General features: G+C 71.4%; 10 protein-coding genes and 1 pseudogene. 10 read left to right on the plus strand and 1 reads right to left on the minus strand.

Annotated features, from left to right (window positions below; genetic code table 11):
* The first annotated feature begins 22 nt into the window (after positions 1 to 22).
* Both BL253_RS09405 and BL253_RS43580 read left to right on the plus strand, forming a co-directional pair.
* On the plus strand, positions 23 to 766 hold the full coding sequence (locus BL253_RS09405; protein ID WP_076815546.1) for a class II aldolase/adducin family protein: 744 nt from the start codon (positions 23 to 25) through the stop codon (positions 764 to 766).
* Positions 767 to 1,052: 286 nt separating this feature from the next.
* The gene (locus tag BL253_RS43580; protein WP_241834654.1) at positions 1,053 to 1,520 is read left to right on the plus strand and encodes a hypothetical protein; all 468 of its coding nucleotides are present in this window, start codon (positions 1,053 to 1,055) and stop codon (positions 1,518 to 1,520) included.
* A gap of 394 nt (positions 1,521 to 1,914) precedes the next feature.
* Here BL253_RS43580 and BL253_RS09415 read toward each other — a convergent pair whose 3' ends face one another.
* On the minus strand, positions 1,915 to 2,742 hold the full coding sequence (locus tag BL253_RS09415) for a phytanoyl-CoA dioxygenase family protein (protein WP_076815547.1): 828 nt from the start codon (positions 2,740 to 2,742) through the stop codon (positions 1,915 to 1,917).
* A gap of 32 nt (positions 2,743 to 2,774) precedes the next feature.
* On the opposite strand from BL253_RS09415, the pseudogene BL253_RS45325 reads away from it, so the two are divergent.
* The 8 genes and pseudogenes from BL253_RS45325 to BL253_RS09455 all read left to right on the plus strand — a co-directional run.
* Positions 2,775 to 2,933: pseudogene (locus BL253_RS45325) on the plus strand (hypothetical protein); the annotation flags it as partial.
* A gap of 165 nt (positions 2,934 to 3,098) precedes the next feature.
* Complete coding sequence (locus BL253_RS09425) at positions 3,099 to 4,412, plus strand: thymidine phosphorylase (protein ID WP_076815548.1); 1,314 nt, start codon at positions 3,099 to 3,101, stop codon at positions 4,410 to 4,412.
* Between the two features lie 590 nt (positions 4,413 to 5,002).
* Entirely contained in the window at positions 5,003 to 6,028 is a 1,026-nt protein-coding gene (locus BL253_RS09430) for a BMP family lipoprotein (RefSeq protein WP_241834655.1), read from the plus strand.
* 25 nt (positions 6,029 to 6,053) lie between these two features.
* Positions 6,054 to 7,925 carry an ABC transporter ATP-binding protein gene (locus tag BL253_RS09435; RefSeq protein WP_241834656.1) on the plus strand — a complete coding sequence of 624 codons (1,872 nt, stop codon included), beginning with the start codon at positions 6,054 to 6,056 and terminating at the stop codon, positions 7,923 to 7,925.
* Positions 7,922 to 9,067, plus strand: coding sequence for an ABC transporter permease (locus tag BL253_RS09440; RefSeq protein WP_096335958.1), 1,146 nt, complete (start codon positions 7,922 to 7,924; stop codon positions 9,065 to 9,067). Before BL253_RS09435 ends, BL253_RS09440 begins: the two co-directional genes overlap by 4 nt.
* A complete protein-coding gene (locus tag BL253_RS43585) occupies positions 9,064 to 10,491 on the plus strand; it encodes an ABC transporter permease (RefSeq protein WP_241834657.1) in 1,428 nt (475 codons plus the stop codon). The genes BL253_RS09440 and BL253_RS43585 overlap by 4 nt, the downstream gene beginning before the upstream one ends.
* 8 nt (positions 10,492 to 10,499) lie before the next feature.
* Positions 10,500 to 10,976, plus strand: a complete 477-nt coding sequence (gene cdd / locus BL253_RS09450) for a cytidine deaminase (protein WP_076815550.1) — start codon at positions 10,500 to 10,502, stop codon at positions 10,974 to 10,976.
* Between the two features lie 20 nt (positions 10,977 to 10,996).
* Positions 10,997 to 11,956, plus strand: coding sequence for a ribokinase (locus BL253_RS09455; protein WP_081438151.1), 960 nt, complete (start codon positions 10,997 to 10,999; stop codon positions 11,954 to 11,956).
* Positions 11,957 to 12,012: the final 56 nt, after the last annotated feature.

A 12,012-nucleotide genomic window follows, 5' to 3' on the forward strand; every position in this document is an offset into this window, starting at 1 on the left:
TCTCGTGCTGAAAGGCATTCCCGTGACGTTCGTTCCCACCGCCGAGAAGCTGATGCCGGAGCTCACCACCCGCGAGGAGATCGTGCTGCTCGCCCGCGCCCTGTGGCGGGAGGGCTACAACGACCACCTGGCCGGCCACATCACCGCGCTGCAGCCCGACGGGACCCTGCTGTGCAACCCGTGGCTGGTCCGCTGGGACGAACTGCGCCCCGACCAGATCATCCGGATCGACCTCGACGGCAACCTGCTCGAGGGCGACTGGCCGGTCCCGCTCGGCATCCCCCTGCACCTCGCGTTACACGCCGCCCGTACCGACGTCACCTGGGCCGTCCACAACCATCCTCTCTACGGCACGGTCTGGGCGGACCTGGGCGAGATCCCGCCTATCCACGACCAGAGCTCCGCGCTCGGCGGCGGTGGCGACCTGGTGCTGGTCAACGAGTACGAGGGCCCCGTCAACGACCTCGCCACCGCCCGCGGCGCGGTCGACGCCCTGCGCGGTGGTCATCTCGCGCTGCTCGCCGGCCACGGCGTCTTCGTCCTCGGTACCTCGGCCCGGGCGCTGTTCCAGCGCGCCGTCGCGCTGGAACAGCGCTGCCAGCGCGCGTGGCACATCCGCGCCCTCGGCGCCAGCCCGGCTCCGGTGCTGCCGGCCGGTTTCCTGAACCACATGAGGAACTCCGACGGCAACGGCTTCATCGGCTTCTGGGAGGCCGCCGTCCGCGCCGAGCTCCGCGCCGACCCGACTCTCCTCGACGGCCGCTGACCCGCGCCGACACCGATTGGCAACACTTACCGACCCTCGCGTACCCCTTACCGGCCCCCGCGCCGCCGCCGCGTGGGCCGTCCCTTCGCCCTGAGCGCCTCGGTCCTCGGGCTTCCAAAGGAAACCGCCCGACTCCCGCCGCTCTTTTCCCCTGGCCTCCTTGTCCCGCGGAGATGCCGAGGGTCGCTTGAACGTCGCGGCGGACCGCGGAACCGAGGCGGTACGCGCCGCGTCGAAACGGAAGCCATCCTCTTTCGGCCCCCTCTTCGACGCGGACGGAGAACCGATGAACGCCTTCGCCTGGATGCGGATGCCGGCGGCCAGCGCGGTCCTCGTCGCCTGCCTGGCCTTACTGCTCGGCGCCTGCGACCCCGCACCCACGCCTTCGTCCCTGCCCTCACCCACGCCTTCATCCCTGCCCTCACCCACGCCTTCATCCCTGCCCTCACCCACGCCTTCATCCCTGCCCTCGTCCTCGGCCACCGAGCCCAAGCAACTGGGCCCGGCGGTGCCCTACGACCTCTACACGCACTGCGGCATCAGCGAGGCCCGCTACGAGGGCCGCTACTACGAGCTGGTCCCACCGCTGACCGACGCCGGCGGCAACCCGCCGGCCGGTTGGGGTAACCCGTCCCAGCCAGGAACCCTGACGCCGGTGAGCGAGACGGAGGTCGCCTTCACGGACGGCATCGGCCATCGCGTGACCTTCACCCTGCGCCCCGGCGCCACCGGCTGGAAGCGGATCTGCGCGTGACACCTGTCGGACGCACGGCCCCGGGGCGAGGACAGCCAGTATCTGGAGCCGGGCGAGCGCCAAGGATCTCACCGGATCATGGCCAGGCTCATGATCTGGTGGCATTTTCGGAGTTCTGGCGCCGAAGATCCCACCAGATCATGGTCCGATGAAACCCCGGGATTCTGGCGCCGACGGACCCACGGCCACACTCATCCGTCCATGGCTTCTGGGGCCCAGGAGACCGGGATCCACCCCACAGACCATGGCCAGATCCGATGAGGGGCTTGAGCAAATTCGGTTCCTCGCTCTGGCCCCGAAAATCCCACCGGATGACCCGCGGGCTCCTGCGTGGCCTCGGCGTTCCGGATACGGAGTAACCCCGTCGCCGAGCGCCACGCTCCCGAATGGCCAGTCAGGCGTTTCGGTTGGTCTCGCCCGTCACGCCCACGGCGCTCAGGACCTCGGCCTTGTCGTTGTGGCTGTGGGTGAAGCCGAGCTGGCGCTCGATGCTCACCGTGGCCTCGGAGCGGTAGGCGAGGATGTAGGCCCGCCGGAACCCGTCGGTGTGGTTACCGCCCGAGCCATGCATCACCCGCTCGTTGTGCACGGTGCAGTCGCCCCGGGAGATCGGCCTGACGACCACCTCGTCATCAGGTCGCAGCTCGGTGCCCAGGGCGTGGGACTCGCCGCGCCCGCCGTACACCGGCGCGTGCGGCCGCAGGCGGTCCTCGTGGGTGGTGGCCGGGACGAACCGCATGCAGCCGTTGTCGATCGTCGAGTCGTCGACGGCCAGCCAGAACGTCGCCGTGCGGCGGTCCTCGGTCGCCGGCCAGTAGGCCATGTCCTGGTGCCAGGCGAACACGGCGTCGGTCTTGTGGGGCTGCTTGGCGAGAAGCTGGTCGTAGTCGATCGTCATACCGTCGCCGCAGAGCTGCCGGGCGATGTCGGCGGTCCGCCGCTCGTAGACGTTGCCCCGCCATTCGGGGAAGTACCGGCGGGGCAGCATCACGTTCACGATCGAGTACTCCGACGGGTCCCGCCCGTAGTCGCCGGCCATGTCGCAGAAGTCCTTGCCGGTCACCTCGATCTCGCGGCGAAGGAACCGGTCGTAGGTGCCCTCGATCTGGGCGATCTCGTCATCGGTGAGCACGCCGGCCAGGTGAACGAACMCGTCCCGCGCGAACCGGCGCCGGTCCTCGTCGTCGATGAGGTACCGACCATCGCTGCCAAGGTGACCCATGATGTCCTCCGTGAACCTTCGCCTCAGGCCACGGTAGTTTCGCCTCAGGCCACGGTAGTTTCGCCTCAGGCCACGGTAGTTTCGCCTCAGGCCACGGTAGTAAGGCCAGCGCGATCGACGAGCTGGTGCGGTGCCAGCGGACGTCTGCGCGACCGCCTGTGCCCAGCGGGTCAAGAACAGTCAGGCGGTGAGCGTCATCTGTGGCGCGCTGCGTCTGACTGATTCCCAGAACCCGCGCCGCGGCCGGATCGACCGGTTGTTGTCGGGTTCGGACTGGCCGTGTGCGGAGGGTGTCGCCGGGACCAGGGTGTCACATATCGGTCTCCGGGGCCCTGACCAGCGTGGAGACTGAGCGCATGAACGCTGAAGCCTCCGCGCGCGCCATCGACGCTGTCGCCCGTACCAGGGCGGGGACCGCGTTGGCCGCGGAAGAGATCGAGCTGCTGGTGGCGGACTTCGTCGCCGGCCGGATCCCCGATTACCAGATGTCGGCCTGGCTGGCGACGGTGGCCTGTCGGGGCCTGTCGCGGGCGGAGACGGTGGCGCTGACCCGGGCGTACGTGACCGGCGGCGACACGCTCGACTTCGCCGCGACCGGACGGGTGGTGCTCGACAAGCACAGCACCGGCGGCGTGGGCGACACGGTGAGCCTCATCGTCGCGCCGCTGGTCGCGGCGTGCGGGGTGGCGGTGGCCAAGATGAGCGGCCGCGGCCTGGGCCTCACCGGCGGCACGATCGACAAGATGGAGTCCATCCGCGGGCTGCGCCTCGAGCTGGGCACCGACGAGGTCTACCGGATGGTCGACCAGGTCGGGATGGTCATCACCGGGCAGAGCGCGAGCCTGACCCCCGGCGACAAGGCGACGTACGCGCTGCGGGACGTCACCGGAACGGTCGACAGCCTCCCGCTGATCGCGGCCAGCATCGTCAGCAAGAAGATCGCCGTGGGTGCGCACGGTGTGCTGTTCGACGTGAAGACGGGCGCGGGGGCGCTGATCCCGGACCAGGACCGGGCTCTCGAGCTGGCACGGCTGATGGTCGAGGTCGCCACCGGGGCCGGCCTGCGCTGCCGGGCCGTGCTCACGGACATGAGCCAACCGCTCGGTTACGCGGTGGGGAACGCCCTCGAGGTGCGTGAGGCACTGGACGTGCTCAGGGGCCAGGAGATTCCGGGCCTGACGGAGCTCTGCCGCACGATCGCCGCCCTGATGCTGCGCAGCGCGGACCCGGGCCTCGCGCCGGAGGAGGCCGAGCGGAAGGTGCGTGGGACCCTGGCCGGCGGCGAGGGCTACGAGCAGTTCCTGCGCTGGGCGGCGGCGCAGGGAGCCGAGCCCGACGCGCTGGCGGAGCCGGGCGGGTTGCCGATCGCCGAGTGCCAGGAGCAGGTCCTCGCCGACCGCGATGGCTACGTGCACGACGTCGACCCACGCGCCATCGGCACGGCCGCGATGAGGGTCGGCGCGGGCCGGCTCGTCAAGGGCGGTCCGTTGGACCACTCGGCGGGGGTCGTGCTGCGTCATCAGGTGGGGGATCAGGTCTCGGCGGGCGAGCCGCTGGCCGTCATCCACCATCGCGACGGCGTCGAGCCGCCCGTCGGTCTGGTCAGGGACGCGTTTCGGGTGTCCGAGTCCCCGCCGTCCGCCAGGCCGGTCGTCCTTCAGGTCATCTGACCGCCCGGCGAGCGCCTGCTCAGGCCGCCTCGCGGGCGTCACTTTCAGGCCGTCGGGCCTCGGCGGCCGGCCGTGGCTCGCGACGTCTCGGGTCACCGAACCGTCGCTCCCGATGTCTCGCCCCGTGACCCGCCAACGACGCTATGGCGCGCCGGTTCTCAGCCCGGCCGCGGCCCGGGCCAGCGAGACCACGGATCCGTGAGGGATCGGCGGCCGTCCAGCGACGTGTTCCAACCGGATGAACAACCGATAACGGGGCGCCGAACCTGCGCGTCCGGTGCTCGGCCCGTCACGTCAACCTCTACCTTGACTCGACCTTTGTGAACTAGGTAACACAAGTGTTACAAGTACGTCGAGCTTGGAAACTGCCGGCATCTGGCATTGAAACGTGCTAGTTCTAGCCTCCCTACGGCTACGCCCGGATCGGGGGCGATTGGGGGGATCTTTCCCGGCAGGGGCCGACGCTGACGGCGCCGACGGGTGGAGTGCCCGAGGCATATGAAGGGGAGACAGGTTCCTTGCGCGCAGACAGGCGAACGCGGAGATTCGGCCGCTTTGGGAAGATAACGGGGCTCGTCGCTGCGGCCAGCGTGGTGGTGCTTGCCCTCGGGGCCTGCGGGAGTGATGACGGGGACGACGGCACGGCGCCCGCCAGCGGCGGCACCACCGCCGCCGCCAAGTCCCTGAAGGTCGGCCTCGCGTACGACATCGGTGGCCGGGGCGACAAGTCGTTCAACGACTCGGCGGCGGCCGGCCTCGACAAGGCCGCCACGGGGCTCGGCGTCACGAAGACCGAGCTGGAGGCCGCCGAGGGCGAGACCGACGCGCAGAAGGAGGAGCGGCTGCGGCAGCTCGCCGACGCCGGCAACAACCCGATCATCGCGGTCGGCTTCGCGTACGCGACGGCGCTCGGCAAGGTGGCTCCCGAGTACCCGGACATCAACTTCGCGATCATCGACGACGCCACCCTCGTGGACGTCCCGAACGTCGCCAGCCTGACCTTCGCCGAGGAGCAGGGCTCCTTCCTGGTCGGCGCGATCGCGGCGCAGGCGACGAAGGTCGGCAACATCGGCTTCGTGGGCGGCGTCAACACCCCGCTGATCCAGAAGTTCCAGGCCGGCTACGAGGCGGGCGCGAAGGCGGTCAAGCCGGACATCAAGATCCAGGTGACCTACCTGACCCAGCCGCCGGACTTCACCGGCTTCAGCGACCCGGCCAAGGGCCAGACCGCGGCCGCCGGCATGTACGACAGCGGCGCCGACGTCGTGTACCACGCGGCGGGCGGTTCCGGCGGTGGCGTGTTCACCGCCGCCAAGTCGGCGGGCAAGCTCGCCATCGGCGTCGACGCGGACCAGTACCAGGGTGCCGCGGCGGACGTCCAGCCGGTCATCCTCACCTCGATGATCAAGCACGTGGACGTCGCCGTCTACGACATGATCAAGTCGGCTGTCGACGGCAAGCYGCTGACCGGGGCGAAGGTGTACGACCTGAAGGTCGGCGGCGTCGCCTTCTCGACGTCGAACAGCATCGTGTCGCCGTACACGGCCATGGCCGAGGACTACCAGAAGAAGATCATTTCCGGCGAGATCAAGGTGCCGACCACGCCGGCCAAGTGATCTGACCCGGTCAGTCCGGAGGCGGGTGGGCCCTGCCCAACCGACCAGGCCGGCCGCGGTCAGTCGACTGACCGCGGCCGGCTCCGGCCATGTCGGTCGCCTTCCGTCGATCCCACGAGGAGCGTCTCCCATCGGCACCGAGGGCACACAGGCGTCCGCCGCCGAGAGCACCGAGGCCGCTGGCTCGGAGTCGGTGGCCTTCGCCGTCGAGCTGCGCGACATCACCAAGACGTTCCCGGGCGTGGTCGCCAACCGGGACATCTCCCTCCGCATCCGGCGCGGCTCCGTGCACGCGGTGGTCGGCGAGAACGGCGCCGGCAAGTCGACGCTGATGAAGACGCTGTACGGGATGCACCGTCCGGACTCGGGGACGATCCTCGTCGACGGCGAGGCCGTCACCCTGCGCAGCCCGGCCGACGCKATCGCCCGCGGCATCGGCATGGTGCACCAGCATTTCAAGCTCGCCGRGAACCTGACCGTCCTGGAGAACGTGGTGCTCGGGGCCGAGCCACGCCAGCGTGGATGGCGCCGGCTCCTGCTCGACTCCCGCCAGGCACGGGCCCGCATCAACGAGATCGCCACCCGCTACGGCCTGGACATCCGGCCTGGCGCCTACGTCCGCGACCTGGGCATCGGTGAACGGCAACGGGTCGAGATCCTGAAGGTGCTCTACCGCGGGGCGCGCACCCTCATCCTCGACGAGCCGACCGCGGTTCTCGTCCCGCAGGAGGTCGACGAGCTCTTCGGAGCGCTGCGTGACCTGGTCAACGAGGGCCTGTCCATCATCTTCATCTCGCACAAGCTCGACGAGGTGCTCACCGTCGCCGACGACATCACCGTGATCCGGCGCGGGACGACGGTGGGCACCGTCCGGCCGGCCGAGGTGACCACGCGGCAGCTGGCCGAGCTGATGGTCGGCAGCGAGCTCCCGTCGCCGGAGATCTCGGAGGAGTCCGTCACCGACGAGGTGGCGCTGACGGTCGAGGGGCTGTCCGTCGACACCGAGGATGGCCGCCGGGCCGTGACGGACGTCAGCTTCACCGTGCGCCGCGGCGAGATCCTCGGCATCGCCGGTGTCGAGGGCAACGGTCAGGCCGAGCTGATCGAGGCCGTGATGGGCATCCGGCCCGCCGCCACCGGCAGGGTGCTGCTCGGCGGGACCGACGTCACCGCGTGGYCGACGCGACGCCGCCGGGAGGCCGGCGTGGCGTACGTACCCGAGGACCGGATCCGTTCCGGCCTGCTCTTCGACGCGCCGCTGTGGGAGAACCGCATGCTCGGCCATCAGACCCGGCCGCCGAACTCCCGGGCCGGCCTGCTGACGCCGTCCGCGGCGCGGTCCGACACCCGCCAGATCGTGGCCGAGTACGACGTGCGCACCCCGTCGGTGGCCGTCGCCGCCGGCGCGCTGTCCGGCGGCAACCAGCAGAAGCTGATCGTCGGCCGGGAGATGCGCGACCGCCCGACGCTGCTCGTCGCGGCGCATCCGACCCGCGGGGTGGACGTCGGCGCCCAGGCCGCGATCTGGGACCAGCTGCGGGCCGCCCGGCGGGAGGGCCTGGCGGTGCTGCTGGTCAGCGCCGACCTGGATGAGCTGATCGGCCTGTCCGACACGCTGCGGGTCATCCTGCGCGGCCGGCTGGTCGCCGAGGCCGACCCCCGCGGCGTGACCCCGGAGGATCTGGGCTCGGCGATGTCCGGCATGAGCGGTGCGCCGGCCGCGGACACCGCGCCGGCCGCGGAGACGACGCCGGCCGCGGAGACGACGCCGGCCGCGGACACCAAGCCGGCCGTGGAGACGACGCCGGCCGCGGACACGGCCGGGCCGGATGCCGGCGACAGCGGCGATACCGGCGTCGCCGAGCAGCCAGCCACGCGGCCAGGGGAGGAGAGGTGACGGTGCCGAACCCCACGAGGCTGCTCGCCGCCGCCGGTGCCGCGCTCGCGGCGCCGCTGCTGGCGCTGGTCACCGCGGTGACGGTGACGGTGCTGGTGCTGGTCGGCACCGGCAGCAGCCCGCTCGACGTTCTCGACACGATGGTCACGTACGCCCAGCGCCCGCGGTCCCAGGCGCTGATGGTCAACTCGGCGGTCACGTACTACTTCGCGGCGGTCGCGGTCGCGATCGGGTTCCGGATGAACCTGTTCAACATCGGCGTGGACGGGCAGTACCGGCTGGCCGCGCTGCTCGCCGCCGCGGTGGCGGCCAAGATCAGTCTGCCGCCGGTCCTGCACGTCACGGTCGTGCTGCTGATCGCGATGGGCGTGGGCGCGTTGTGGGCGGGCCTCGCGGCGCTGCTGAAGGTCTACCGCGGCGTCAGCGAGGTCATCTCGACCATCATGCTGAACTACCTCGGCGGCGCACTGGTCGCCTACCTGCTGACGCCGGGGCGGCTCGCCGTGCGCACCGTCGGCTCGAACAACATCGGCACCCCGACCATCCCGGCCTCCGGGCAGATCCCCGGGATCTCGCTCATCCCGGACTCGCGGCTGCAGGTCTACGGCCTGGCGATCCTGGCGGTCGCGGTCGGAGCCGGCTACTGGTTCCTGCTGTCGCGCACCCGGTTCGGCTTCGACCTGCGGGCCGCCGGCGCGAGCGAGGACGCGGCGAAGGCCAGCGGCGTGCGGGTCAGCCGGATGATCATCATCAGCATGCTCCTGTCCGGCGCGGTCGCCGGTCTGGTCGGCATGCCGCAGCTGCTCGGCGCTGCGCACACCTTCTCCCTGGACTTCCCGGCCGGGCTCGGCTTCACCGGGATCGCGATCGCGCTGCTCGGCCGCAACCACCCGGTCGGCATCGCGATCGGCGCGCTGCTGTTCGGCTTCCTCGACAACGCGGCGACCTCGCTGGAGCTGCGGGGCGTCTCGAGGGACATCGTGCTCGTCACCCAGGGCGTCATCGTGCTGTCGGTCGTGGTCGCCTACGAGCTGGTCCGGCGGGTGCGCACCCGGGCCGAGCAGCGGGACGTCGCGCGCAGGCTCGCCGCGACGGCCCCTGCCCCGCCCGCCCCGTCGACGCCACAGGAGGTGGGAGCGTGACGACGGTCCTGACCCCAAGCCCGCCGCCGCCGCCCGCGTCCGGGTCCGGAGCGCCGTCCGCGGCGGGCAGGGGCTCCGCCCCGACGCCGGGGTGGCGCCGCGCAGCGGGGCCGCGCTGGCTGTGGGCCGTGGCGGGCGTCCTGCTGGTCATGGCGTTCGCGCGGGTGGTGTCCGGGGCTGACCAACTCACCTCGTCGGGCACCGTACGGGCGGCGCTCGGCGCCACGGTCCCGATCGCGATGGCGGCGCTCGGCGGCATGTGGGCCGAACGGGCCGGCGTGGTGAACATCGGCCTCGAGGGCATGATGATCCTCGGCACGTTCGGGGCCGGCTGCATCGGCTGGGAACACGGGCCGTGGGCCGGGCTGGTCGCGGCCATGCTGTTCGGCGCGATCGGCGGGCTGGTGCACGCGGTCGCCACCGTCACCTTCGGCGTCGACCACATCGTCAGTGGTGTCGCCATCAACATCCTGGGCCTGGGCGTCACCAAGTACCTGGCCGCCGAGCTGCTCGAAGGCAMCCCCGGCGGCGGCCAGTCGCAGTCGCCGCCGATCGGCCCGGTCGGGCGGGTCTCGGTGCCCGGCATCGAGTCCGTGCTGCGGCCGGTCGAAAGCCGGCACTGGTTCCTCATCTCCGACCTTGCCGGGCTGCTGCGCGGCCTGCTCACGAACATCTCGCTGTTCACGCTGATCGCGGTCGCTCTGGTGATCCTGAGCGCGGGCGTCCTGTGGCGGACCCCGTTCGGGCTGCGGCTGCGTTCCTGCGGCGAGGAGCCGCACGCCGCGGAGACGCTCGGCGTCAACGTGTACGCCTACAAGTACGTGGCGGTCACGATCTCCGGTGCGCTGGCCGGCTTCGGTGGGGCATATCTGGCCGAGGTCGCGGCCAACATCTACCGGGAGGGCCAGACCGGCGGCCGCGGCTATATCGGCCTGGCATCGATGATCTTCGGTAACTGGCGGCCCGGCGGGCTCGCCGCCGGCTCCGCGCTCTTCGGCTACGCCGACGCGCTGCAGCTGCGGAACGCGCCGGCCGTGCACGCGCTGCTGCTGGTCGCGGCGGTGCTGCTGGCCGCGACCGGGCTGGTCATGCTGCTGCGGTGGTCGCGGGCCCGCGGCGCCGGCGCCGCGGGTGTGGGTGTGGGTGTGGGCGACCTGGGTGGCGCCAACGGTGACTCCGACGGCAAGGGCACGGTGACAGGGAAGGCCGCCAGGCGTGGTGGACGACGGCGGATCGTGTCGGCCGTCGCCTGCCTCGTGGCGGCCGGCGGGCTGGCCGCCTGGTATGCCGGAACCGATTCGCTGCCCGGCCAGGTCGTCACCGCCACCCCGTACGTGACCACGCTGCTGGTACTGGGGTTCTCCTCGCAGCGGCTGCGGCCGCCGAAGGCGGACGGCCTCGTCTACCGGCGCGGCGAGGAGTAGAGGGGGCCATGGTGAGCAGTGCGTACGTCACCGAACAGATCGTCCAGGAGCTCAAGAGGCTGGCGACCGAGGCCACCGAGTTCGCCTACGCGCCGTATTCCAACTTCCAGGTCGGCGCGGCGCTCCTGACCGGGGACGGCCGGTTCTACTCGGGTGCCAACGTGGAGAACCGGTCGTATCCGATGTCGCTCTGCGCCGAGCGAGCGGCGATCGCGAAGGCGGTCACCGAGAGCAGGGCGGACCTCGAGATCGTCGCCGTCGCCGTCGCCGAGAGCAACCGCGGGCCGTGCGCGCCCTGTGGGGGCTGCCGGCAGGTCATCTCGGAGTTCGCCAGAGTGGGCGCGCTCCTGATCTACCGGGACGCGCTCGGCGCGTTCAAACAGGTGCCGATCGAGGAGGCGTTGCCGGACGCGCGGGCCTTTCTCTCCGAGAAGGCACCCCTTTTCTCGGAGACACCGCCGATTTCAGAGACACCGCCGAGCTAGATGGCCTGGACACGCCAACGGTGAGCCGGGCCGAGCCGGGCACGGCGCCGCCGCGACCGATCTCCGATCTGAGAATTGTCGTGGTCGGCTCGTACCACGCCGACTTCCTGATCAACACCCCGGTTCTGCCGAACTGGGGTGACGATCTGCGTCCCGATTCGGTCCGGACGGTCCCCGGCGGCAAGGGCCTTAACCAGGCCGTCACCCTCGCGCGCGCCGGCGCCCAGGTCTGGGCCGTCGGTGTGCTCGGCTCGGACCCCGTCGGGTCGTCGCTGCTCGCGACGCTCGCCGCCGAGGGCATCGACGTGACCACGATCGCCCGGCACCCGACCGTGCCGACACCGGTCTGTCTCGTGTTCACCGCGCCCGACGGCCGCAACGCCTTCGTCTGGCGCGTCCCCGACGAGTACGCGATCATGCCGGAGGTCATCGCCGAGGCGGAGAAGGCCATCCGCGGCGCCGACGCCGTCCTGCTCACCTTCGAGACCCCTGAGGCGATCTCCCGCGTCAGCGAGATCGCCCGTGCCGCTGGCACCCAGGTCATCGTCAACCCGGCGCCGCGCCCCGCCGACCGTCACGAGCTCGACGCCGTGCGGTGGGATCTCGTCGACGTCCTCATCCCGAACGAGGCCGAGGCGCGCGCCCTCCTGCCCGACGACCACCCGGCCCGCGGCGGCCCCGCCGAGCACCTGGCCGAGGCCGTCGGAAGGGCGCTCGCCATCCCGCTGGTCTGCGTCACCCTCGCCGAGCGAGGCTGCGCGGTCTACGACGGCGCGACGACCCGCGCCTATCCGGCGCACGCCACCGAGGCCGTCGACACGACCGCCGCCAGCGACGCCTTCACCGCCGTCTTCTCCGCCCGCCATCTCGCGAAGGCGGACCAGGCTGACGCCGTCGACCGGGCACAGTCCGCCGCCGCACTGACGATCACCCGCCCCGGTGCCTACGACGCCCTTCCCACCCGAGCCGACCTCGCGTGACGAATCTGGACGGACGTCGTCGCCGGCGGCCGGTCGGCGACCTGCCGGACGCCGCC

This window comes from Pseudofrankia asymbiotica (assembly GCF_001983105.1).
GTDB lineage: Bacteria > Actinomycetota > Actinomycetes > Frankiales > Frankiaceae > Pseudofrankia > Pseudofrankia asymbiotica.